General features: G+C 68.6%; 24 protein-coding genes. 22 read left to right on the top strand and 2 right to left on the bottom strand.

Annotated elements, in window-relative coordinates; translation table 11 throughout:
- The first annotated feature begins 3 nt into the window (after window positions 1-3).
- The 7 genes from NGR01S_RS17760 to NGR01S_RS17735 all read left to right on the top strand — a co-directional run bounded on the left by NGR01S_RS17760 (window position 4) and on the right by NGR01S_RS17735 (window position 6,202).
- Window positions 4-930, top strand: coding sequence for a sugar phosphate isomerase/epimerase family protein (locus NGR01S_RS17760; RefSeq protein ID WP_063038200.1), 927 nt, complete (start codon window positions 4-6; stop codon window positions 928-930).
- A gap of 463 nt (window positions 931-1,393) precedes the next feature.
- A complete protein-coding gene (locus NGR01S_RS17755; RefSeq protein WP_063038198.1) occupies window positions 1,394-2,296 on the top strand; it encodes a thioesterase family protein in 903 nt (300 codons plus the stop codon).
- A 120-nt stretch (window positions 2,297-2,416) separates the two neighbouring features.
- Window positions 2,417-3,235: a pyrroline-5-carboxylate reductase gene (gene proC / locus NGR01S_RS17750; RefSeq protein ID WP_063038196.1), complete on the top strand. Its 819-nt coding sequence runs from the start codon at window positions 2,417-2,419 to the stop codon at window positions 3,233-3,235.
- Between the two features lie 145 nt (window positions 3,236-3,380).
- A complete protein-coding gene (locus NGR01S_RS17745) occupies window positions 3,381-3,629 on the top strand; it encodes a helix-turn-helix domain-containing protein (protein WP_030525584.1) in 249 nt (82 codons plus the stop codon).
- Between the two features lie 201 nt (window positions 3,630-3,830).
- The gene (locus NGR01S_RS30300) at window positions 3,831-3,932 is read left to right on the top strand and encodes a 30S ribosomal protein bS22 (RefSeq protein ID WP_003402602.1); all 102 of its coding nucleotides are present in this window, start codon (window positions 3,831-3,833) and stop codon (window positions 3,930-3,932) included.
- 186 nt (window positions 3,933-4,118) lie between these two features.
- The gene (locus NGR01S_RS17740; protein WP_063038524.1) at window positions 4,119-5,192 is read left to right on the top strand and encodes an NAD-dependent epimerase/dehydratase family protein; all 1,074 of its coding nucleotides are present in this window, start codon (window positions 4,119-4,121) and stop codon (window positions 5,190-5,192) included.
- Window positions 5,189-6,202, top strand: a complete 1,014-nt coding sequence (locus NGR01S_RS17735; protein WP_063038192.1) for a lysophospholipid acyltransferase family protein — start codon at window positions 5,189-5,191, stop codon at window positions 6,200-6,202. Before NGR01S_RS17740 ends, NGR01S_RS17735 begins: the two co-directional genes overlap by 4 nt.
- Window positions 6,203-6,236: 34 nt before the next feature.
- On the opposite strand, the gene NGR01S_RS17730 is transcribed toward NGR01S_RS17735, so the two are convergent.
- Window positions 6,237-7,259, bottom strand: a complete 1,023-nt coding sequence (locus NGR01S_RS17730) for an HAD family hydrolase (RefSeq protein ID WP_373861433.1) — start codon at window positions 7,257-7,259, stop codon at window positions 6,237-6,239.
- Window positions 7,260-7,366: 107 nt separating this feature from the next.
- Here NGR01S_RS17730 and NGR01S_RS17725 point away from each other — a divergent pair, with 107 nt between their 5' ends.
- The 9 genes from NGR01S_RS17725 (at window position 7,367) to NGR01S_RS17685 (ending at window position 15,806) form a co-directional block, all read left to right on the top strand.
- On the top strand, window positions 7,367-7,630 hold the full coding sequence (locus tag NGR01S_RS17725) for a glutaredoxin family protein (RefSeq protein ID WP_063038190.1): 264 nt from the start codon (window positions 7,367-7,369) through the stop codon (window positions 7,628-7,630).
- Window positions 7,631-7,878: 248 nt separating this feature from the next.
- On the top strand, window positions 7,879-8,850 hold the full coding sequence (locus NGR01S_RS17720) for a redox-sensing transcriptional repressor Rex (protein ID WP_063038188.1): 972 nt from the start codon (window positions 7,879-7,881) through the stop codon (window positions 8,848-8,850).
- Window positions 8,847-10,274 carry a glutamyl-tRNA reductase gene (locus tag NGR01S_RS17715; RefSeq protein WP_063038186.1) on the top strand — a complete coding sequence of 476 codons (1,428 nt, stop codon included), beginning with the start codon at window positions 8,847-8,849 and terminating at the stop codon, window positions 10,272-10,274. The genes NGR01S_RS17720 and NGR01S_RS17715 overlap by 4 nt, the downstream gene beginning before the upstream one ends.
- On the top strand, window positions 10,271-11,437 hold the full coding sequence (gene hemC / locus NGR01S_RS17710; protein ID WP_084481291.1) for a hydroxymethylbilane synthase: 1,167 nt from the start codon (window positions 10,271-10,273) through the stop codon (window positions 11,435-11,437). Before NGR01S_RS17715 ends, hemC begins: the two co-directional genes overlap by 4 nt.
- A complete protein-coding gene (locus NGR01S_RS17705; RefSeq protein WP_039826942.1) occupies window positions 11,434-12,996 on the top strand; it encodes a bifunctional uroporphyrinogen-III C-methyltransferase/uroporphyrinogen-III synthase in 1,563 nt (520 codons plus the stop codon). Before hemC ends, NGR01S_RS17705 begins: the two co-directional genes overlap by 4 nt.
- 154 nt (window positions 12,997-13,150) lie before the next feature.
- Window positions 13,151-14,128 carry a porphobilinogen synthase gene (gene hemB, locus NGR01S_RS17700; protein ID WP_063038184.1) on the top strand — a complete coding sequence of 326 codons (978 nt, stop codon included), beginning with the start codon at window positions 13,151-13,153 and terminating at the stop codon, window positions 14,126-14,128.
- On the top strand, window positions 14,125-14,628 hold the full coding sequence (locus NGR01S_RS17695; RefSeq protein ID WP_063038178.1) for a hypothetical protein: 504 nt from the start codon (window positions 14,125-14,127) through the stop codon (window positions 14,626-14,628). Before hemB ends, NGR01S_RS17695 begins: the two co-directional genes overlap by 4 nt.
- Before the next feature lie 350 nt (window positions 14,629-14,978).
- On the top strand, window positions 14,979-15,494 hold the full coding sequence (gene mce1N, locus NGR01S_RS17690) for a transport-regulating membrane protein Mce1N (protein WP_063038176.1): 516 nt from the start codon (window positions 14,979-14,981) through the stop codon (window positions 15,492-15,494).
- 63 nt (window positions 15,495-15,557) lie between these two features.
- Window positions 15,558-15,806: a hypothetical protein gene (locus tag NGR01S_RS17685; protein ID WP_063038174.1), complete on the top strand. Its 249-nt coding sequence runs from the start codon at window positions 15,558-15,560 to the stop codon at window positions 15,804-15,806.
- 9 nt (window positions 15,807-15,815) lie between these two features.
- On the opposite strand, the gene NGR01S_RS17680 is transcribed toward NGR01S_RS17685, so the two are convergent.
- A complete protein-coding gene (locus tag NGR01S_RS17680) occupies window positions 15,816-16,211 on the bottom strand; it encodes a hypothetical protein (protein WP_245664647.1) in 396 nt (131 codons plus the stop codon).
- Between the two features lie 170 nt (window positions 16,212-16,381).
- On the opposite strand from NGR01S_RS17680, the gene hemL reads away from it, so the two are divergent.
- The 6 genes from hemL to ccsB all read left to right on the top strand — a co-directional run bounded on the left by hemL (window position 16,382) and on the right by ccsB (window position 23,057).
- Window positions 16,382-17,716: a glutamate-1-semialdehyde 2,1-aminomutase gene (gene hemL / locus NGR01S_RS17675; RefSeq protein WP_063038518.1), complete on the top strand. Its 1,335-nt coding sequence runs from the start codon at window positions 16,382-16,384 to the stop codon at window positions 17,714-17,716.
- 119 nt (window positions 17,717-17,835) lie between these two features.
- A complete protein-coding gene (locus NGR01S_RS17670) occupies window positions 17,836-18,507 on the top strand; it encodes a histidine phosphatase family protein (RefSeq protein ID WP_063038516.1) in 672 nt (223 codons plus the stop codon).
- Window positions 18,508-18,628: 121 nt separating this feature from the next.
- Complete coding sequence (locus tag NGR01S_RS17665) at window positions 18,629-19,249, top strand: TlpA disulfide reductase family protein (protein ID WP_063038172.1); 621 nt, start codon at window positions 18,629-18,631, stop codon at window positions 19,247-19,249.
- 247 nt (window positions 19,250-19,496) lie between these two features.
- Entirely contained in the window at window positions 19,497-20,381 is an 885-nt protein-coding gene (locus NGR01S_RS17660) for a cytochrome c biogenesis CcdA family protein (protein WP_063038170.1), read from the top strand.
- Window positions 20,378-21,997: a cytochrome c biogenesis protein ResB gene (gene resB / locus NGR01S_RS17655; RefSeq protein ID WP_063038168.1), complete on the top strand. Its 1,620-nt coding sequence runs from the start codon at window positions 20,378-20,380 to the stop codon at window positions 21,995-21,997. Before NGR01S_RS17660 ends, resB begins: the two co-directional genes overlap by 4 nt.
- A 91-nt stretch (window positions 21,998-22,088) precedes the next feature.
- Window positions 22,089-23,057 (top strand): c-type cytochrome biogenesis protein CcsB, encoded by a 969-nt coding sequence (gene ccsB, locus NGR01S_RS17650; protein ID WP_063038166.1) that lies wholly within the window; start codon window positions 22,089-22,091, stop codon window positions 23,055-23,057.
- The last annotated feature ends 114 nt before the right edge of the window (window positions 23,058-23,171 follow it).

Raw genomic sequence — 23,171 nt, 5'->3', positions numbered from 1 at the left:
GCGATGGGAAGCAATTCTCCCGCGGCCGGCCTGCGGGACGACGGGCAGCGTCGCGGTATCAAGGTGGGACTGTCGACGGCTTCGGTCTATCCGCAGAACACCGAGGCGGCCTTCCGTTACGCGGCCGAACTGGGTTACGACGGTGTCGAATTGATGGTCTGGGCCGAACCGGCCAGCCAGAGCATTACCACCGTGCGCGGTTACGCCCGCAAGTACTCGGTACCGGTCCTGGCGGTCCACGCGCCCTGCCTACTCATCTCCCAGCGTGTCTGGGGCGCCGACCCGGTGGCGAAACTGGAACGCAGTGTGCGCACGGCCGAGGCGCTGGGCGCCGACACCGTGGTGGTGCATCCCCCGTTCCGCTGGCAACGCCGCTATTCCGAAGGCTTCGCCGACCAGGTGCGCGACCTCGAAGAGGGCAGTTCGGTGGCCGTCGCGGTCGAGAACATGTTTCCTATGCGAGCCGACCGGCTCTTCGCCCGGCGCGCCCGCGATATCCAGCGCCTGGAACGTCGCGGCGGCCCCGGTCTATCGCTCACCGCGTTCAGCCCCAGCTACGACCCCACCGATATCGGGTTCCGGCACTACACCCTCGACCTGTCGCATACCGCCACCGCCGGCGCCGACCCGCTGGCACTGGTCGCGCGGATGGGCCGGGGCCTGAGCCATCTGCACCTTGCCGACGGTCGCGGCGCCGCCCACGACGAACATCTGGTCCCCGGCGCGGGAACCCAGCCGTGCGCGGCGGTGTGCGCCATGCTGGTCCGCAACGGGTTCACCGGGCACGCCGTGGCCGAGATCAACACCCAGGACGCCCGCACCACCGCGGCCCGCGCGGACATGCTGGACCGCACCCTCGCGTTCGCGCGGACCCACCTGAACCCGGCGATCACCGCCTACCCCGGCCCAAGCCCGATCGAGACCCGTTGAGCTGTATTTGTTTGCGCGCCTCCGGCGCGCGGGTCGGGGCCCTGTGACCCCGACCGTGGAGGTCGACCATACCGAGGAGACAGAAGGCGCATGCTGTCGTGCGCCTGGACCGGCCCGAGGAGGCTCACATCACTGTCAGTGCTCAATGGTCGCCATCCTCTGGACTGTCGACTGCACACGCTCGGTCGCTGCGCTCCGTCGCTCCGTCGGTCCAGAATCGGGGGCGGGCCCCGACCATGGAGGTGGACCATCTGGAGGAGACAACAGACGCATGCTGTCGTGCGCCTCGACCGGCTCGGGGAGGTTCACATCACTGTCAGTGCTCGATGGTCACCGATCCATGGATGCCGACTGCACACGCGCCCCTATCGGTCCGGCTGTACCCGGGTGAGTTTGCTGTACCGAGATCGACCGGCAGTATGCACCCGCGGAACGGTTACCGGGCCGAGGATAAGGAGTACCGATGACGACGGAGACGGAACTGCACGCCGAGCCGGGTGCGGCGGCCACCGACGCCCCGTTCCGCCGGGTGTGTTCCCTGACCGAGCTCGCCGCCGACGAACCGGGAGACGGGCGCTATCGCGGCATCATCGACGATATCTGGACGATCGGCCCGAAAGTGCACGGCGGAACCATGGTCGCCGGTTCGGCGGCGGCCGCGAGTCGCTGGCTGCGGACGGTGGAGCCGGAGCGCGCGACCATGGCCCCGCTGTCGGGGAGTACCGATTTCCTCGGCGCCCCGAAGCCGGGCGAGGTGATCTACGACGTGACGGTCCGCAAGGTGGGCCGTCAGATCTGCCTGGTCGATGTGACGCTGGTGCAGCGCGGCCGGCCGCTGGTCCGTACCGCGTTCACCTTCGGCCACCTGGACGGTCCGGAGCATCCGCCCCTCTACACCCCGGAGCACACCGATCTGCCGGCGAAACCGACCGCGGACGCCATCGGTTACGAGCCCGGGTCGTCGATGGGCCGGATCGTGCACGTGGCCCGGGGTATGGACGCCTTCCTGGACCGGGAGTGGGCGCGGTTCATCGACAACGCCCACGGCGAACCGCGGTTGCGGATGTGGCTGCGCCCGCGCCCGGCCGATCAGGCCGATCCGGAGATCGCGTCCTATATCGCGATGATGGCGGCCGATATGTGCCCGCCGGTCCCCACCAACCTCGGTTATTTCGGTTGGTCCCCGACCGTCCAGATGACGACCTACCTCCGGCGTCGGCCCGCGCCGGGCTGGTTGCGGATCATCGCCACCACCCATGAGGTCGGCGGCGGGATATTCGATTCCGACCAGATCGTGGTCGACTCCACGGGCGCGCTGGTCGCCCAGAGCCGCCAGTTGGCCCTGCTCCCCTCGCCGAAGCGCTGACGCGCCGGTGCCGCGGGGTCCCGGACTCTCGTGGCAGGTCCCGGGCCCGGGTGATCCGGTGACCGGACAATGGGGCCCCCGGACCCCGCCACCGAGAGTGCGCCAAGAACAATGGCGCCCATGACACGAATTGCGGTGATCGGTGGCGGCCGGATCGGGGAGGCCCTCATTGCCGGCCTGCTGGAGGCCGGACGGGCCGTCAAGGACTTGGTGGTGGTCGAAACGCACACCGACCGGGCCGAACTGCTCGCGGACCGGTTCGGGGTGCGGGTGACCGACGCGGTCGACGATGCCGCGGTGGGTGCCGATCTGCTGGTGGTCGCGGTGAAACCGGGCGATGTGGATGCCGTGCTCACCGAACTCGGCAAGGCCGACCTGGGCGGCGACCGTGATCAGATCCTGGTCTCGCTGGCGGCGGGCGTGCCGACGGCGCGGCTGGAGGCCAAACTACCCGCGGGATTCCCCGTGGTGCGGGTCATGCCGAACACGCCCATGCTGGTCGGCGAGGGGATGAGTGTGCTGGCCGGCGGTCGCTACGCCAAGACCGAGCAGTTGGAGCTGGTCACCGAACTGCTGAGTACGGTGGGGCAGGTGTGCGTGGTCGCCGAATCGCAGATGGACGCGGTGACCGCCGTATCGGGTTCCGGACCGGCGTATTTCTTCCTGGTGGTCGAGGCGATGGTCGAGGCGGGGGTCGGGCTCGGTCTGACCCGCGATGTCTCGGCCCAGCTGGTCACGCAGACAATGCTCGGTTCGGCGGCCATGCTCGCGGAATCCGGGCAGAGCGCGGTGGATCTGCGCGCGGCGGTCACCTCTCCGGCCGGGACCACCGCGGCGGCGGTGCGCGAACTCGAGCGCGCGGGTCTGCGGTCGGCGTTCCTGGAGGCGCTGCACGCGGCCAAACAGCGTTCCGCGGAACAGGGCGCGACCGCGGAATGACCTCCCGACCCCCAGCGTATGAACCTGATTTCTCACTCCCGTCGCAGTAATCCCACTGGTCCCGCTAAGCTTCAAGGAGCACGTGCGTGTCTGTTCCGCTGGTGGGGAAGCCGGCGGCGCGGACGTGCCGGAGGTCAGTGGTGCGATGATGTCTTCGAACAAGATGTCCGCTAACAGCGGCGGTGGTTCGTCGCCAGGACAATCAATACTCGGTGGTGGTACGCAATTTCTCACCGTCGCCGAGGTGGCGAATTTGATGAGAGTTTCCAAGATGACGGTGTACCGGCTGGTGCACTCGGGAGAGCTACCGGCGGTTCGTGTCGGGAGATCTTTCCGGGTGCACGCCAAGGCGGTGCACGATTATCTGGAGACGTCCTATTTCGATGCCGGGTGAAGGCGGTTACCGGCCCACGCCAGCGGGCCGGTAACATCAACGCTCGCTGTGTTGGATCGGCGGCGCGCTGCCTCCCTTTCGTGGCCGCGCGGGGCCGCCGCCTCCAGGGCTGAGATTCAGCCGCGAGCAACCGGGCATACGACCGGACAGTTGACGTAAGCGAGCGCGAGACGCGCCGAGGAGAGAACGCGAGGACACCCTATGGGTTCTGTGATCAAGAAGCGCCGCAAGCGCATGTCGAAGAAGAAGCACCGCAAGCTGCTTCGTCGTACCCGCGTGCAGCGGCGCAAACTCGGCAAGTAAGCGCAAGCGCGCAACGTCTTCGGCGGAACCCGCTACCATTCGGTAGCGGGTTTCGTCGCGTTTCCATCAACTGAAATCGGGGTTAGGTCCCCGTTAAGAATCCGGTGGTGACTGCGCCGGTCGTTAGGCTGGTAGTCGGAACTATTGAGCGGGGGTCGATGCTCGAGGTGGAACGGTCCGGTGCAGGTGGACACTGAAGCGAACGGCAGCTACAAGCCCAAGGTCGTACTGGTGACGGGCGCCAGTCGATTCTTCGGCGGCAACGTCGTGTGCAGGCTCGTCTCCGACCCCGAGATCGAGCGGGTCGTCGCGGTCGACGTACTCACCCCCGCGCCACCGCTGCGCCGCCGGATGGGGCGCGCCGAATTCGTGCGTGCCGATATCCGGAACCCCTTGATCCGCAAAGTCATCGAACGTTATCAGGTCGATACCGTGGTACACACCGCGGTGCTGTCCCAGCCGCCCTCGGGCGGCGGGCGGGCCGCCATGAAGGATATGAACGTCCTCGGGGCGATGCAGCTGTTCGCCGTCTGCCAGAAATCGCCGACCGTGCGCCGGGTGGTGTCACGTTCCAGTTCCGGGGTATACGGGGGAAGTGCCAAGGACCCCGCGCAGTTCACGGAGGAGATGAGCGCCCGCCGGCCACCGTCGGGCTGGTTCGCCCGGGACATGATCGAGATCGAGGGCTTCGCCCGCGGTCTGGCCCGTCGCCGCCCCGATATCACCGTGCTCACGCTGCGCTTGGCGCCGATGGTCGGCCCGGGTCTCGGCGCCCGGGCGGGGCAGCTGTTGCGCTCTCCGATCACTCCGACCGTGCTCGGCCGGGACGCGCGTATGCAGTTCCTCCACGAAGAGGACGCGGTCGCCGCCTTGATTCACGCCGTCCGGCACGGCCCGGGCGGCACCTTCAATGTGGCCGGTGACGGCGCCCTCGCACTTTCTCAGGCTGTGCGTCGTTCCGGACGGGTCGCAATGCCGGTACCCTGGTCGGTGTTCCGCACCGTCGGCCGGACGCTGATGAGTCCGGTGATGCGTGATTTCAGTTCCGAACAGCTCGATTACTTTCTTTTCGGTTGTGGTCTGGACACGACGCGTATGCGCGGCGAACTCGGGTTCGAGCCGCGCTGGACGACGGTACAGGCGTTCGACGACTTCACCGGGGGCGCAGTGTCGCGGCCCGTGGTCGATCCAGCGTGGATCGACGCCGCAGAAAACAAACTGCTCGGCCTCATCAAGGCCGGTACGGGAGCACATACATGAACGACGTCGCCAAAGTCATCAGACTGCAGGACCTCGCTACCGTGCCGCGGCCACGGCCCGCGACACGTACCTGGACCGGTCCTGCCGACCGGTCGGTGACTTCGCTGACCGACCGTCTCACCCCGCCCACGCCCGCCGCACCGCGCTCGGTCACCGATCTGATGCGCGACGCTATCGGTAGGCAGATCGGACGTACCGCCGAATTCGCCCGGCGGCGGCTCACCGGCGACTACCAGATCGACGAATTCGGGTTCGACGAGCATCTACTGGAATCGGTACTGCTACCGGCTCTGCGTCCGCTGGCCGACAACTGGTTCCGGGTCCAGACCAGTGGCATGGAGAACGTGCCCGAGGTCGGTGGAGCCCTGATCGTGGCCAACCACGCCGGCACCGTGCCGATCGACGGGCTCATGCTGCAACTCGCGGTACACGATCATCACGCCAAACAGCGTGCCCTGCGCCTGCTGGCCGCCGATCTGGTCTTCGAGATGCCGATGCTGGGCACCCTGGCCCGTAAAGCCGGCCACACCCTGGCCTGCCGCCCGGACGCCGAGCGGCTGCTGAGCGCCGGCGAACTCACCGGTGTGTTCCCCGAGGGCTTCAAGGGTGTCGGCAAGAAGTACGCCGACCGGTACAAATTGCAGCGCTTCGGCCGCGGCGGATTCGTCGCCGCGGCGGTGCGCGCCGGAGTGCCGATCATCCCGTGCTCGATCGTGGGGTCCGAGGAGATCTATCCGAAGATCGCCGACATCAAGCCACTGGCCCGGCTGCTCGGCCTGCCCTACTTCCCGGTGACCCCCACGTTCCCGCATCTGGGTCCGCTGGGCGCGGTCCCGCTGCCCTCGAAGTGGTACATCGAGTTCGGCACCCCGATCAGCACCACCGAGTACCAGGCCGAGGACGCCGACGACCCCATGCTCATGTTCGAGGTCACCGACCAGGTCCGCGAAACGATCCAGCAGACCCTCTACAAACTGCTGGTCCGGCGCCGCAACGCCTTCATGGGCTGAGCGGCAGCCGCGGGTGGCGCCGCCCACCCGCCGCTCACTGCGCGCTCTTGCGGCGGGTGACCGCGGCGGCGACCGCCCCGCCCGCCGCGCCCAGCGCGAGGGCGGTGGGCACCCCGATCTTGGCGGCTTTGCGGCCGGTCCGGAAATCGCGGATCTCCCAGCCACGGGCCTTGGCGACCTCGCGGAGATCGGAATCCGGGTTGATCGCCACCGCGGTGCCGGTCAGCGACAGCATCGGCACATCGTTATGGCTGTCGGAGTAGGCGGTGCAGCGTTTGAGGTTGAGGCCTTCGCGGATGGCCAGGGCCCGGACGGCGTGTGCCTTGCCGAGCCCGTGCAGGATATCGCCGACCAGGCGGCCGGTGAATTTTCCGTCGACACTCTCGGCCACGGTGCCCAGGGCTCCGGTCAGGCCGAGACGTTTGGCGATCACCTGCGCGAGTTCGACGGGAGTGGCGGTCACCAGCCACACCTGCTGACCGGCGTCGAGGTGCATCTGGGCCAGCGCGCGCGTGCCGGGCCAGATCTTGTCGGCGATGATCTCGTCGTAGATTTCCTCGCCGAGCGCGGCGAGTTCGGCGGTGGACCTCCCGGCGATGAATTCCAGCGCCTTCTCTTTACCGGTGGCCATATCGGTGCTGCTTTCTTTGCCGGTGATCCGGAACTTCACCTGCTTCCAAGCGATATCCACCAGGTCGGCGCTGCGAAAGTATTTGCGCGCGGCCAGACCTCGGGCGAAATGCACGATCGAGGCACCCTGCACCATGGTGTTGTCGACGTCGAAAAAAGCCGCCGCGGTGAGGTCGCGCGGGACCTCCGGCGGGGCGCCGACGGCCGCCCGCTCAGCGTCCTGTAAGGCCAGTGCGGCATCCGCGCTGGCCTCACCGGCGACATTGGCGCGGACCTCCTCTTCGCTGGGCCCGAACGGGCTGCGCGATATACGCGCCAACTGTTCGGACAGGCCCTGTCCGAGCGGGCCCAGATTCCATCGGACCGGAAGTTCCCCGAACCGGCCCGCGATGAACCCGGATTTCCCCACCTTCGATCGTTCCGGCACCAGTACCTCCGCCTGTTCGCGCGAATCACGTCCACAGTAACCGGACGGCTGCCCCGAGACGCACTACAGCCCGCCGCGTCCGGTCCGCGGCGGGTTGAATAGCGGTCATGACGAACTCGACAACGCATGAGGTGACCCTGCTGACCCGCGCCGGCTGCGGTATGTGCGAGCGGGCCCTGGAACAGCTGCGGGTGATCTGCGCGGAATTCGGTATCGAGGTCGGCAGTGTGGATGTGGACGCGGTCGCCGGTACCGACCCCGGACTGCGTGCCGAATACGGTGACCGGCTGCCGGTGGTGCTGCTCGACGGCCGGGAACACAGTTATTTCGATGTGGACGAGACCCGGTTGCGGACCGATCTGAATCGCTGAGGGTGTCCGAATTACGGCCGGGGATCGTACAAGGTCGCATCGCGACACAAAATGAGGCGAATTTCACCGACTTTGTGCATGGGTTCACAAGCGGTTACGGTGGTGGCACGCGAGCCGCAGGCCGGGGCGAGTATCCGGCCGCCGGTAGCAGGTGAATCAACCCATATCCGACCCCGTAATCGGCGCATGGACCGCAACGGAGGTCGCCGAGCACCCGGGCCGCTTCGGCCCGGACGAGGAGCCAGGACGTGACAGAGCAGCATGAGACGCGCGACGTCTCCGGCGATGCTCCCAACGTCACCACCCGCACACTGCAGAAGGGCATCCCCCAGGCTACGGTGGCGCGGCTGGCCACCTATCTCCGGGTGCTCGCCCTGCTGACCGATGACGGTGTGGCCATCGTATCCAGTGAGGAACTGGCTGTCGCGGCGGGTGTCAATTCCGCCAAATTGCGTAAAGACCTGTCGTTCCTGGGCCCCAACGGAGTTCGCGGTGTGGGCTACGACGTGGCGCGACTGCGGGCCCGGATCGAGGATGTGCTCGGGCTGTCCGGTGGGCATCGGGTGGTCCTGGTCGGCGCCGGCAATCTCGGGCGCGCGCTGGTCGGCTATCGCGGGTTCCGGCGCCGCGGCTTCGCGGTGGTCGGGGTCTTCGACAACGACCCCGAGGTGATCGGCCGCGATGTCGAGGGCCTGCGGGTACGCGACGCGGCCGGACTCACCGACGGTATCGCGATCCTGCGGCCGACCATCGCGGTGATCGCGGTGCCCGACGACGCCGCCCAGCGGGTGTGCGACGAACTGGTCGCCGCCGGGGTGCAGTCCATCCTGAGTTTCGCCCTGTGCCCGCTGACCGCACCGCCGGGTGTGGAGTTACGCCGGGTGGATCTGGCGGTGGAGATGCAGATGCTCTCGTTCGAGCGGGTCCGCAACGCCGACCCGGAGGAACTCGCCACCGACCGGGACGACGTCGTGAACACCGCGGATGTGGCGGAGAACGCGCCCGAAGCGGCAAACGATCCCATCGTGGGCGGCGTTGCAACGGGTAGTGCCGTGCCGTCCGCCCATCCACTGAACGGCTCCGGCCGGATCGCCCGCCGGATGCCCGCGCATTCGCCGCCGGGCTCCGCCGGACTGTCCCATTGTGCGGCCCAGACCGCCCAGACGACCTCGCATACGGCAACGGAGCCAACCAGCAAGGGATCGGTGGTCACACCATGAGCGTTCTTCTCGTCGGGATCTCACATCGCAGCGCGCCGGTTGCGATGTTGGAGAAGGTGGCGATCACCGATGCCGATCGGCCCAAGCTGATCGACCGCATGCTGGCCTCCAGCCATATCTCCGAAGCCATGATCGTCTCCACCTGCAACCGGGTGGAGATCTACGCGGTGGTCGACGCGTTCCACGGCGGCCTGGCCGATGTCGGAGAGCTACTGACCGCCCATTCCGGGCTGCCGATGCCGGAACTGACCCGCCACGCCTATGTGCGCTACAGCGAGGCCGCCGCCGAGCATCTGTTCGCGGTGGCCAGCGGGCTGGATTCGATGGTGGTCGGCGAACAGCAGGTGCTCAGCCAGATCCGCAGCGCCTACACCACCGCCGACGCTCAGCAGGCCGTCGGCCGCACCCTGCACGAACTCTCCCAGCAGGCGCTGCGCGTCGGTAAGCGGGTGCATTCGGAAACCGGTATCGACCGGGCCGGTGCGTCGGTGGTGTCGGTGGCCCTGGACCGGGCCACCACGGTGCTCGGTCCGCTGGCCGGTCGGACGGCCGCGGTGATCGGCGCCGGTGCCATGGGCGGCCTGTCGGTCGCGCATCTGGCCCGCGCCGGGATCGGGCGGATCCTGGTGGTCAACCGCACCATCGAACGTGCGCAGCGGCTCGCCGCGACCGCGGAGTCGCACGGGGTGGCGGCGCAGGCATATGAACTGTCCCGGCTCGCCGACGCGCTGTCGGTGGCCGACGTGGTGGTCACCTGCACCGGCGCGGTGGGTTCGGTGGTCACCCTGGCCGATGCGCACAACGCGCTGTCGGATCCCGCTCGCGGGCACGGCCGCCCCATGGTGTTCTGCGATCTGGGCCTACCCCGGGACGTGGACCACGCGGTGGCGGGACTGCCCGGTGTCACGGTGATCGATATCGAGACCCTGCAGCACGACCCGGCCGCCGGCGCCGCGGCCGGCGACACCGCCGCCGCCCGGGCCATCGTCGCCGAGGAACTGGCCAGGTATCTGGCCGGACAGCGGATGGCCGAGGTCACGCCGACCGTCGCCGCGCTGCGCCAGCGCGCCGCCGAGGTGGTGGAGGCCGAACTGCTGCGGCTGGATTCGCGGCTGCCGCGACTGGCCGACCCCGAACGTGACGAGGTGGCACGCACGGTGCGGCGGGTGGTGGACAAACTGCTGCACGCGCCGACGGTGCGGGTCAAACAACTGGCCAGCACCCCCGGCGGCGACAGCTACGCCGAGGCGCTGCGCGAACTGTTCGAACTGACACCCGGATCGGCCCAGGCGGTCGCTGCGCCCATGGAGATCAGCCGGGCCGAACACAACGGTGCAGGCTGGATGGGCCTGGACGGCGAAGTAGCCCTGGCCGACGATTTCACACCCGCCGGCCACGACGAGGAACAGGAGCAGTCGACATGACAATCCTGCAGGGCTCGGACGCGGCAGCGGTCGCGGGCGCCGGGGGGCCCGGAGCGGGCCGGCGCCCGTGGCGGATCGGCACCCGCGGCAGTCTGCTCGCGCGGACCCAGGCCGGTGACGTGCGGGACGCGCTGATCGCGGCCGGGCAGCCGGCGGAGCTGGTGATCGTGGAAACACCGGGCGATCTGTCCGCCGACCCGGTCCAGGAGATCGGCGTGGGCGTGTTCACCAGCGCGCTGCGCGCCGAACTCGCCGCCGCGAACATCGATATCGCGGTGCACTCGTACAAGGACCTACCCACCGCCGGGGACGACCGTTTCGTGCTCGCCGCGGTGCCGCCGCGCCAGGACCCGCGCGACGCGGTCGTGGCCCGCGACGGCCTGGTGCTGGGCGAGCTACCGCCGGGCGCGGTGGTCGGCACCTCCGCGCCGCGCCGGGTGGCGCAACTGCTGGCACTGGGGCTGGGTCTGGAGATCCGTCCGCTGCGCGGCAATCTCGACACCCGTCTGCGTCAGGTCGCCGAAGGCGAATTCGACGCCGTCGTTGTCGCCCGCGCCGGGCTGGCCCGGATCGGCCGGCTGGACGCCGTCACCGAGGCACTGGAGCCCGTGCAGATGCTGTCGGCGCCCGCGCAGGGCGCGCTGGCGGTGGAATGCCGCGCCGACGACACAGACCTGATCGAGCTGCTCACCGTCCTCGACGACGCCGCCACCAGAACGGCCGTCACCGCGGAACGGGCACTGCTCGCCGAACTCGAGGCGGGCTGCACCGCGCCCGTCGGAGCGATCGCCGAAATCGTCGAATCTCTGGACGACGACGGGCGTATCGTCGAGGAACTCTCGCTGCGTGGCTGCGCCGCCGCGCTCGACGGTTCCGATGTGATACGGGCCTCGACGGTGGGTGCACCGGCCGAGGCCGCCGAACTCGGCCGTGCCCTGGCCCGCGAACTGCTGGAGCTGGGTGCCCGCGAGCTACTCGCCGCCGAACCCGGCACCGCGGAACCGGATCTCGCGAGAGCCGGAGACCACACCACCCCGGTGGGAACGAGCACCGCCGCAGCGCAATCAGGCGGCACCGCCGCCGTGGAACCGAGCGCCGCCGCAGCGGGAACGAGCACCGCCACGGACTTCACCGAACCCAGTCCAATGGAGAACAACCGATGAGTCGAGCCAGCAAGAAGCATCCGGGGCGGATCCTGTTCGTCGGATCGGGCCCGGGGGACCCGGCATTGCTGACCACCCGATCGCGCGAAGTGCTGTGCCGGGCAACCCTCGCGTTCACCGACCCCGATGTCGACGCCGGGGTACTCGCCCTGATCGGCACCGAGGTCGAACCGGAACCCGACGGGGAGCGCTCGGTCGATGTCCGGCCCGCCCTCGGTGAACCCGCCGAGGTCGCCAAAACGCTGATCGCCGAGGCCAAAGCCGGCCATGACGTGGTACGCGTGGTCTCCGGTGACCCGCTCACCACCGACGCGGTGATCGCCGAGGTCACCACGGTCACCCGCTCGCATATCGTGTTCGAGGTGCTGCCCGGGCTGCCGTCGGGCTCGGCGGTGCCCAGCTACGCCGGTATCGCGCTGGGCTCCGGTCATACCGAGGCCGATGTGCGCGGCGAAGTGGATTGGCCCGCCCTGGCCGCCGCACCCGGGCCGCTGGTCCTGCACGCCACCTCCGGGCATCTGGCCGAAACCGCGAGCGCCCTGGTGGAACACGGTATGGCCCCGCAGACCCCGGTCGCGGTCACCGTCCGCGGCACCACCCGCCAGCAGCGCACCATCGAGGCCACCCTGGCCACCCTGAACAGCGCCGCCTCCGAACTGGTCGGCCCGCTGGTGGTCACCATCGGCAAGGCGGTCGCGCAACGGTCGAAGATGTCGTGGTGGGAGTCACGCGCGCTGTACGGCTGGACCGTGCTCGTACCGCGGACCAAGGACCAGGCCGGCGAGATGAGCGAACGGCTGGTCACCCACGGAGCCATCCCCAAGGAAGTGCCGACCATCGCGGTGGAACCGCCGCGTAGTCCCGCCCAGATGGAACGTGCTGTCAAGGGGCTGGTGGACGGTCGCTACCAGTGGGTGGTCTTCACCTCCACCAACGCCGTCCGCGCGGTCTGGGAGAAATTCGCCGAATTCGGTCTGGACGCTCGCGCGTTCTCGGGCGTGAAGATCGCCTGCGTCGGTGAGGCCACCGCCGAGAAGGTGCGCTCCTTCGGTATCAACCCGGAACTGCTGCCCAGCGGGGAACAGTCCTCGCTCGGCCTGCTTGCCGACTTCCCGCCCTACGACGACGTATTCGATCCGGTGAACCGGGTTCTGTTGCCGCGGGCGGATATCGCCACCGAGACCCTGGCCGAAGGACTGCGCGAACGCGGCTGGGAGATCGACGATGTCACCGCCTACCGGACCGTCCGGGCCTCCCCGCCGCCCGCGGAAACCCGCGAGATGATCAAAACCGGCGGCTTCGACGCCGTGCTGTTCACCTCGAGCTCCACGGTCCGCAACCTGGTCGGTATCGCCGGAAAGCCGCACGCCCGAACCATCGTGGCCTGCATCGGCCCGAAAACCGCTGAAACCGCGGTGGAATTCGGCCTGCGCGTCGATGTGCAGCCGGAGGTCGCGCAGGTGGGCCCGCTGGTGGAAGCCCTCGCCGAACACGCAGCCCGGCTCCGGGCCGAGGGATTGCTCCCGCCCCCTCGTAAGAAGAGCCGCCGCAGCCGTTAGTTGTCGACGCTCGGATCGCCTACGCGTGGACGACGTTGCGTGGTCACGGCTGGTGCTCCGAGCGTGGGTGGCTCGGTGAAAAGCCTCGACCTTTTCAGGGCCTGGTAAGAGGGGCGTCGAACCCGCTGCAACCGGCACCCCTAGACTTCCTCCCATGAGCGGTATCGAGCGTCCGCGGCGCCTGCGGCGTACGCCGGCGTTGCGGCGGCTGGTGGCCGAGACCAGTCTGGAGCCGCGGCATCTGGTGTTGCCGATGTTCGTGGCGGATGGGTTGTCCGAGCCCCGGGAGATCGGTTCGATGCCCGGGGTGTTCCAGCATTCGCTGGATTCCCTGCGCGCGGCCGCCGCCGAGGCCGTCGCCGCCGGGGTGGGTGGTTTGATGTTGTTCGGGGTGCCGAAGCCGGAGGACAAGGATCCGGTGGGGAGCGGCGCGACCGATCCGGAGGGCATCTTGAACCGGGGGTTGCGGGCGCTGGCCGCCGAGGTGGGGGATGCCACCGTGGTCATGGCCGATACCTGTCTCGACGAGTTCACCGATCACGGCCATTGCGGGGTGCTGGACGGCTCGGGCGCGGTCGACAACGATGCCACGGTGCGGCGGTACGTGGAGATGGCGCTGGCGCAGGCCGAGGCGGGTGCTGATCTGCTCGGTACGAGCGGGATGATGGACGGTCAGGTCGGCGCGATCCGCGACGGGCTGGACGAGGCGGGCCGGACCGATACCGCGATCCTCGCCTATGCGGCCAAGTACGCGTCGGCGTTCTACGGCCCCTTCCGGGAGGCGGTGGCGTCGTCGCTGCAGGGCGATCGCCGGACCTATCAGCAGGACGCGGCCAACCGCCGGGAGTCGATCCGGGAGCTGGAGCTGGATCTGGAGCAGGGCGCCGATATCGTCATGGTGAAACCGGCCATGTCGTACCTGGATATTCTGCGCGAGGTGGCCGACCGCTCCCCGGTTCCCGTAGCGGCGTATCAGATCTCCGGGGAGTATTCGATGATCACGGCGGCGGCCGAACGCGGGTGGATCGATCGCCGCGGCGCCGTGCTGGAATCGCTGACCGGTATCCGGCGCGCGGGCGCGGATATCGTGCTCACCTATTGGGCGACGGAGGCGGCGCTCTGGCTGTCATGACTCCGCCGGTGGATATTGTCACCGCGCGGCAACTGTGGTGGGGCGTAATCGGTCTGGGTGTGGGCCGGCTGTTCGTATCCCTGGCCGACACCCTGACGAACCGCGAGCGGTTCAGCGCGGATTTCCGGGAACGTATGCAAGCGGCGGACCCGCAGATCACACCGGCCATGGTCGACCTGCTGGTCACGGTGGGGGCGGTGCTGGGCGTGATTCTGGGCCTGGCGGTCGCCGCGCTGGGTGTGCTGGTCGTGCATCAGCTCGGCAGAGGGAAGGTGTGGGCGCGGACCCTGCTCACCTTCGCCGGGGTCTGGTTGGTGGTCTCCGGGGTGATCGCGCTGTTCTCCATCGGCGTGGTGGAGGGTATCTGGCCGGTGCTGTCCGGGGCGGCGTCCATCGTGCAGGCGGTACTGGCCGGCGGGGCGATCTTCCTCTGCCAGCGCCCGGAAGCGGCGAAATGGTTCCTGCCGCCGCGTGGACCCGGCGCGCCCGGAAATCGCTGATAACCGAAACCCGGATCGCTGACCTGGGCATCGTTATCCACGCCTGGTCGGTGGCCGATTCAGATAACGAACGTGGAGTTTGTTCCCGGTATTCCGCCATGTATGGTGAGGGCTGTCACAGAGGACATGCCAACCGGCGGCCTCGGGTACCCGGTCAGTAGGACGGAGACCTGACCGTCCGGGGATCGGAGGCAATGATGCGAGTGGTGATCCAACAGCCACAGAGTATTCGGCGGGATATGCTCGTACTGACTCTTCTGGTCCTGTTCGGGGTTCTCACCGTCGCGGTTCTGCTGATCCCCGGCGTTATCGGCTGATACGGGTGGCCCTGGTTTCCGGCCGGTTCACCCATGCCTGATCGAGTGGATACCGCCCCGGAGGCCGGGGCGGTTCTTTTCTCCGAGCCCGGAGCCCGCTGGCGGGCGGTCGCGTACGGCCCGCTGGTGTGTGCGCTACTGCTGGCCGTGGAGATCGCGGTGGGTGTCACACCGCACTGGTTCGCCCTCATCTTCTGCGCCGTGCTGATCGGTGGGTTCGCGGTATTGCAGGTGTATGCCGCACGCACCCATGTCGGCGTCGAACTCACCGACGGGTTTCTGCGCAACGGCGCCGAGACGACACCGGTCCGGTCCATCGCCGCGGTGCTGCCGGTGGATGCCGACGAACCCTGGGAGAGCGGCCGGGCGCTCGGCGAATTGACCGGGATCCCGCGGCGGCGTACCGCGATCGGGTTGCGCCGCACCGACGGCGAACTTGTGCGCACCTGGGCCAAGGATCATCGCGCGCTGCGGTCGGCGCTGACCCGGGTGGTGGGCGCGCCTTCCGTCGAGGAGAATCGCGCGCCGGATCCCGGTCGCGACGATTGATTATCGGGTCGCGCGCGGGCACGATCGGGTGATCGCGTCCCAGCCGCCGACCCGAGGAGACCTGTGAACCGTTCGCTCGTCCTACCGGCTGCCGATATCCTGCTGGCGGTTCTCGCGCTGGCGGCGGCCGCGCTCTGCTGGAACCTGGGCGTCCAGAACACCGATTTCCCGGCGACCGGAGACGTGCCGGCCTACACCGCGACCCGGTACGCGGGGCCGTGGTTGTTTCTGGCGATGCTGCTGGTGGCGGGTGCCGGTAGCGCCGTCATCGATGCCGTCGCCCGGCTGGTCCGGGCGCCGCGGCGGGCCTGAACCGGCCGGTCAGCGCCACTGCTGGTAGATATCGAACACTCGGCCGTGCGGTGCGCCGGGGACGTGGAAGAACACCAGTACCGAACCACCGTTGTCGGCCGATTCCAGGATCACCTGGCGCAGTGAGGCGTGGACGCCACCGTTCTCGTCGCGGTAGAGGCGGGTGTCGCTGTCGAGACCGGCACCGATCTGGGAGGGCGGGACCACGTGGTCGACCAGGGCCGGGATCGGGCCTGCGGCCAGCGCCGCGGTTTCGGGCTGGTTCAGCCGGAATCCGGCGCGCGCGTTGTCGGGGTCCACGACCGGTACGGCGGCCGCCGCCGTACCCGCGCCGAGTCCGGTGGCCAGGGCTCCGAGGGCGACCGAGACCAGAGAAAGAGCCGCAGTACTCCTGGCAATTCGCAAAACGACCTCCCCGGCCGGTGATCCACTGTTAGTTCCGATGCAGACAGAGACTACGCACTCGAATCCGGACCCGGCTGTATTTGGCTTTGCCGGTGTCGCCGTGGCGGTGTATGTCACGTATGCGCACCCTGTCGTCGACGCCGCCGGAGGCGGCTGCCAAACTGGAGGCCGTGAGTTCTCTGCGCGTGGCCGGTACGGCGGTGCCGACCTCCAGTCAGCTTTTCCAGCGAGCCGAAGCGGTTGTTCCCGGTGGTGTCAATTCCCCGGTGCGTGCCTTCGGCTCGGTGGGCGGCACGCCGAGGTTCATCACATCCGCCCGGGGCTGCCGGCTGACCGACGCCGACGGTAACGATTACGTCGACCTGGTGTGCTCGTGGGGGCCGATGATCCTCGGGCACGCTCATCCGGCGGTGGTCGAGGCGGTCCGCGAGGTCGCCGGCTCGGGGTTGTCCTTCGGGGCGCCGACACCGGGCGAGGTGGAACTGGCCGAACTCATCGTCGAGCGGGTCGCTCCGGTGCAGAAGGTGCGGCTGGTGAATTCCGGGACCGAGGCGACCATGAGCGCGGTCCGGCTGGCGCGTGGGTACACCGGGCGCACCAAGATCATCAAATTCGCCGGTTGTTATCACGGTCACGTCGATGCGCTGCTGGCCGAAGCCGGTTCCGGCGTCGCGACATTCGCCTTGCCGACCTCGCCCGGTGTCACCGGGGCGCAGGCCGCCGACACCATCGTGGTGCCGTACAACGATCTGGACGCCGTGCGCGCCGCCTTCGAGGCGAACGCGGGCGAGATCGCCGCGGTGATCACCGAGGCCGCCGCCGGGAACATGGGCGCGGTGGCGCCGCTGCCCGATTTCAATGCCGGGCTGCGCCGGATCACCTCCGATCACGGGGCGCTGCTCATCATGGACGAGGTGATGACCGGTTTCCGGGTGAGCGCGGCCGGCTGGTACGGACTCGATCCGGTGGCCGCCGACCTCTACACCTTCGGCAAGGTGATGAGCGGCGGGCTGCCCGCGGCCGCGTTCGGCGGCCGGGCCGAGGTGATGGACCGGCTGGCCCCGCTGGGCCCCGTTTATCAGGCGGGCACCCTGTCGGGGAACCCGGTGGCCGTGGCGGCCGGGCTCGCGACCCTGCGCGCCGCCGACGACGCGGTGTACGCCACGCTGGACCGCAACAGCGAACGGCTCGGGATTCTGCTCACCGATGCCCTCACCGGCGCGGGGGTCCCGCACCGGGTGCAGTTCGCGGGCAATATGGTCAGCGTGTTCTTCGCCGATGAACCGGTACTCGACTACGCCGCCGCCAAGGCGAGCGCGACCTGGCGTTATCCGGGCTTCTTCCACGCATTGCTCGACGGCGGGGTGTACGCGCCGCCCAGCGCGTTCGAGGCCTGGTTCGTCTCGGCCGCGCTCGACGACGCCGCGTTCGATCGAATCGCCGCAGCCCTGCCCGCCGCCGCCGAAGCGGCCGCGAGCGCCACACCCGAAGGAAAGCGCGCGTGAGCAAGCCCGACCCCGAGCGCGTATCCGCCGCCCCGGCAGACCGGGACGACCCGATCTCCAGCGCCGGCGCGACCGTCCCCCCAGCGGAGACCGGCACCGATGCCGGCCCGCCGGGTGAGGTGGCCGCCGCCGCGCCGTCGACCGGTGCCGCCGATGCCGAATCGGTCGAAACCATCGTCCACGTGCTGCGGCACGGCGAAGTGCACAATCCGCGCGGGATCCTCTACGGCAGGCTGCCCGGTTTCGGTCTGTCGGTGACCGGGCGGGCGCAGGCCGGCGCGGTCGCACGGGCGCTGGCCGATCACGATATCGCCCTGGTCATCGCGTCACCGCTGCAGCGCGCGCAGGAGACCGCCGAACCCATCGCGGGTCGGCACGGGCTGATCGTGCGCACCGACGAGAACCTCATCGAGGCCGGTAACACCTTCGAGGGGCTGCGGGTGTCGGTCGGCGACGGTGCCCTGCGCAAGCCCCGGCACTGGTGGAAACTGCGCGACCCGTTCACCCCCTCCTGGGGCGAGCCCTACCTGCAGATCGCGCACCGCATGCTGGCCGCGGTGAACAAGGCCCGGGTGGAGTCGGCGGGTCGCGAGGCGGTGCTGGTCTCCCATCAGTTGCCGGTGTGGACGCTGCGCCGGTTCCTGCAGGGCCAGCGCCTCTGGCACGATCCGCGCGCCCGGCAGTGCGGCCTGGCCTCGCTCACCTCGCTGGTGTACCGGGGCGACACCCTCGTCGATATCGTCTACTCGGAGCCCGCGGGCGGTTCGGACCCGACGGTGCACGGCGCATGAACGGTCAGCGCCCGGAGGCGGTAGCGCAGCGTAACCACGCAGGGCGCCCGGTCGTGCGCCAGAAGGCAGAGCGCATGAGAAGCCAGAAGGCAGAGCGCATGAGAACCAGAAGGCAGAGCGCATGAGAAAAGGTGCCGCGGCTTTCCGTTTCCGGCTGTTGCCGGCGCTCGCCGCACTGCTGTGCCTGACCGCGTCGGCGTGTTCGACCGGTACCGATGCGGTAGCCACGGGCGGCACCTTCGAATTCGTCTCGCCGGGCGGGCAGACCGATATCTTCTACGATCCGCCGGCCGCGCGTGGCACGATCGGCAAGCTGGCGGGGCCGGAGCTGATGTCCGATACCGGGGAGAACGTTTCGGTGGAGGATTTCCCGGGCCAGGTGGTGGTCATCAATCTGTGGGGGCAGTGGTGTGGGCCCTGCCGCGGTGAAGCCCCCGCGCTCGAACAGGTCTACGAACAGACCAAAGATCTCGGGGTCGCTTTCCTCGGGATCAATGTCCGTGATTTCCAACAGGACAAAGCACGAGATTTCGTCATCGATAACCACGTCGGTTATCCGTCGATCTACGACCCGTCGATGCGCACGCTGCTGGCGCTCGGTGGAAATTTCCCGACCAGTGTTATTCCCACAACTCTGGTACTGGATCGGGACCACCGGGTAGCGGCGGTTTTCCTGCGCGCCCTACTCACAGAAGATCTTTTACCGGTGGTGCAGAACATCGCCGCGGAGGGAGCATCATGAGAAGTCTTCGATCCCGAGGCGTACGCCGCTACGGGGCCACCCGGCCACCGCGCGGAGTCCGGGCCGAAGTACTGGTGAAGTCCTCGCTCGGTTCGTGGGAGCTACAGCCCGCGACCCAGCAGCCAGGCAGTGATCGGCGGGTGTCGAGTTCACGCCCGTCGGGTGGCCGGGGTTCGACCGCGCCGGGTGGGCGCGGTGACGAGCGGCGTGTGAATACCGCCGAAGGCGAATCGGAGCGTAGTTCGCGTTGACGGTGTTGGCAGGAGTGGGGGAATCGTTTCAGCAGACAGCGGCCACCGGACCGTTGCTGCTCGCCCTCGGAGCCTGCCTGCTGGCCGGTCTGGTGTCGTTCGCTTCGCCGTGCGTGGTGCCGCTGGTGCCGGGGTATCTGTCCTACCTGGCCGGTTTGGTCGGCGCGCAGGCGCCGCCGGCGACTGTGGACCAGGCCCGGCGCAACCGGAGCGCGGCGCCCGCCGGTGGTACCGCCACGGCGGTGCTCACCGAAACCCCCGCCGGGGCGGAGACCGCGCCCGCCCCTGGTTCGGGGCGGCTGCGGGTCGCGGGCGCGGCGGGACTGTTCGTCGCCGGTTTCACAGTGGTGTTCGTGCTGGCCACCGCCACCGTCTTCGGTCTCATCCAGACACTCAATGTGAACCGGGAACTGCTGCAGCGCTTGGGCGGCGTGGTCACCATCGTGATGGGTCTGGCGTTTCTGGGTCTCATCCCGGCATTGCAGCGCGATACCCGGATGGAACCCCGGCGGCTCGGCGGGATCGCTGGGGCCCCGCTACTCGGCGCTGTGTTCGCGCTCGGTTGGACCCCGTGTTTGGGTCCTACGCTGTCGGGCGTGATGGCGGTGGCCGCCGGTACCGAGGGCGCCACCGCGGTGCGTGGCGTGGCCCTTATCGTCGCCTACTGCCTGGGCCTCGGCCTGCCGTTCGTGATTCTGGCCTTCGGGTCGGCGAGCGCGTTGCGCGGTGTGGGGTGGTTGCGGCGTAATTCCCGCCGGATTCAGATCGTCGGCGGAATCCTGCTGGTCGCGGTGGGGGCGGCGTTGGTCACCGGAGCCTGGGATCAGTTCGTCGGCTGGGTCCGCGACGGCTTCGTCGCCGAGGTGACGCTGCCGATATGACCGTGACAGAACGCCCCAAGGCCCCCCCGGTCCAACCGCCCCGGCAATCCCCGCTGGGCCGTGCCCGCGCGCTGGTGCGTAACGCCTGGCGTGGGCTCACCAGTATGCGGACCGCGCTGGTGCTGCTGTTCCTGCTGGCCTTGGCCGCGATTCCGGGTGCGCTGCTGCCGCAGCGCAGCCTGAACGAACAGAAGGTGGCGACCTATATCGCCGACCGGCCGGTGCTCGGTGCGTGGATGGACCGGTTCGAACTGTTCGACGTGTTCTCCAGCTTCTGGTTCACCGCGGTCTATGTGCTGCTGTTCATCTCCCTCGTGGGTTGCATCCTGCCGCGTACGGTGGACCACTATCGCGCGCTGCGGACCCCGCCGGTGCGGGTACCGCGTAATCTGGCCCGGCTGCCGCACCACCATCGAGTGGTGCTCGACGGCAGCGCGGACGAGATCGCCGAGCGGGCCCGGACGCGGCTGCGGGGCTGGCGTATCGAGATCCGGCCGGGGGAGCGCGACGGCGAGGTCACGCTGTCGGCGGAGAAGGGCTACACCCGCGAACTGGGCAATCTCGTGTTCCACCTGGCCCTGGTGGGTCTGCTGGTGGCCATCGCGGCCGGGAAGCTGTTCGGTTACGAGGGCAACGTCATCGTCGTCGCGAACAACGGACCCGGTTTCTGCACCACCTCGCCGGCGGTTTTCGACTCGTTCCGGGCCGGGAATGTGAACGACGGCACCGGCATGACCCCGATGTGTGTGAAGGTGAAGAACTTCCGGGCCGACTACCTCGACAACGGTCAGGCCGAGATGTTCACCTCCGATATCTCGTATCAGGAGGGTGCGGATCTGGCTGCCGGTACCTGGCGGGATACGACCATCCGGGTGAACCATCCGCTGCGGGTCGGCGGGGACCGGGTCTACCTGCAGGGGCACGGTTACGCGCCGACGTTCACCGTAACCTTCCCGAACGGCGAGAAGCGCACCGAGACCATACAGTGGCAGCCCTCCGATCTGCAGACCTTCCTCTCCAGCGGGGTGCTGCGGATCGATCCGCCGGGTGGGATGTTCGCCACCGAGGCCGAGCGGCGGCAGAATCAGATCGCGATCGAGGGGCTCTTCGCGCCGACCGCCAGTTTCCACGGGTCGCTGCTCACCTCGGTGTATCCGGAGATGACCGATCCGGCGGTGGCGGTGGATGTCTACCGCGGTGATACCGGCCTGGACACCGGCCGCCCGCAGTCGATCTTCGCGCTCGATCAGGAGATGGTCGCGCAGGGCCGGCTCACCAAGGAAGCCCGGGTGAACCTGCGGCCGGGCGAGACCACGAAGCTGCCGGGTGGTACGGAGGTGCGCTTCGACGGGGCCGAGGAGTTCGTGAATCTCCAGGTGTCGCACGATCCGGCCCAGGAGTGGGTGCTGGTGAGTGCGCTGGTGATGATGGGCGGGCTGCTGGTCTCGCTGCTGGTTTCGCGGAGGCGGGTCTGGTTGCGGGTGACCCCGGAGGGTACCGTAGAGCAACGACGCGTCGTAGTAGAGATGGGCGGACTGGCCCGTACCGATCAGGCCGGCTGGGGCGGGGAGTTCGATCGCCTGCGGCACCGGCTGCTGGACGCGTCCGGCGATTGATCGCCGGCCCCTGAGCACCCGCGTGGGCGACCACGCACGGGCAGCAGTGCTGTCCACCGAGCACCGCGGTACGAACACGGGAGATATAACGATGCCGATCGACGATACGCTCGCCGGCTACAGCGACCTCGCCTACAAGACGTCGATCGTCGTGTACGCGCTGGTGCTGCTGCTATTGATCGTGCAGTACGCCTCGGCGCGGGTCCGGCAGGTGAGCGAGCGGGAGATGGTTCCCGCCGGCGGCGTCGCCGCGGGCAGTGCGACCCCGGGCCGGATCGCCGAGACGCCGACCCGGCCGCTGTCCGAGCGACTGGGCAATATGGCCTTCTCGGTGCTGTTCGTGGCGGTGGCCCTGCATGTGGGCTCGATCGTGTTGCGCGGATTCTCCACCGGGCGGTTCCCGCTCGGCAATATGTACGAGTTCGTATCCATGGCGACCGCGGCCGCGGCGGTGGTCGGCCTGGTGCTCATGCGGGACGCCCGCTTCCGCGCGATGTGGGTGTTCCTGCTCGTACCGATGCTGATCCTGATGTTCCTCGCCGGGACGGTGCTCTACTCGGACGCGGCGCCGGTGGTACCCGCGCTGCGCTCGTTCTGGCTGCCGCTGCACGTCACGATCGTGAGTGTGGGCAGTGGCGTGTTCCTGGTGTCGGGTGTGGCGAGTCTGCTGTTCCTGTACCGGATGCGTCAGCCCGAGGGTGCGGAATCCTCGAATGTGCTGGGTATGATCGCGCGTCGCCTGCCCGATGCCCGTACGCTCGACCGGCTGGCCTACCGCACCACCATCATCGGGTTCCCGCTCTTCGGCGCCGGGGTCATCCTCGGGGCGATCTGGGCCGAGGCGGCCTGGGGACGGTTCTGGGGCTGGGACCCGAAGGAGACCTGCTCGTTCATCGCCTGGGTGCTCTACGCCGCGTACCTGCACGCGCGGGCCACCTCCGGGTGGCGGGACACGAAAGCCGCGTGGATCAATGTGGCGGGCTTCGTGGCGATGCTGTTCAACCTTTTCATCATCAACCTGGTCGTTTCCGGTCTGCACAGTTACTCCGGCCTGACCTGATCGGACGGCTATTTCTCCGGCCGTAATGATCGTTACTCCGCCGCAATGCACGGTTGCTATTGTTCGGGCGAGTTATTTGCTGAACTGTACGAGGCCCGGCCTGCGATTTATCGG

It is taken from the genome of Nocardia grenadensis NBRC 108939 (genome assembly GCF_001613445.1).
Classification (GTDB): domain Bacteria; phylum Actinomycetota; class Actinomycetes; order Mycobacteriales; family Mycobacteriaceae; genus Nocardia; species Nocardia grenadensis.
Note: the sequence above shows the minus strand (reverse complement) of the source record. Positions and strands in the feature narration are given on the sequence as shown.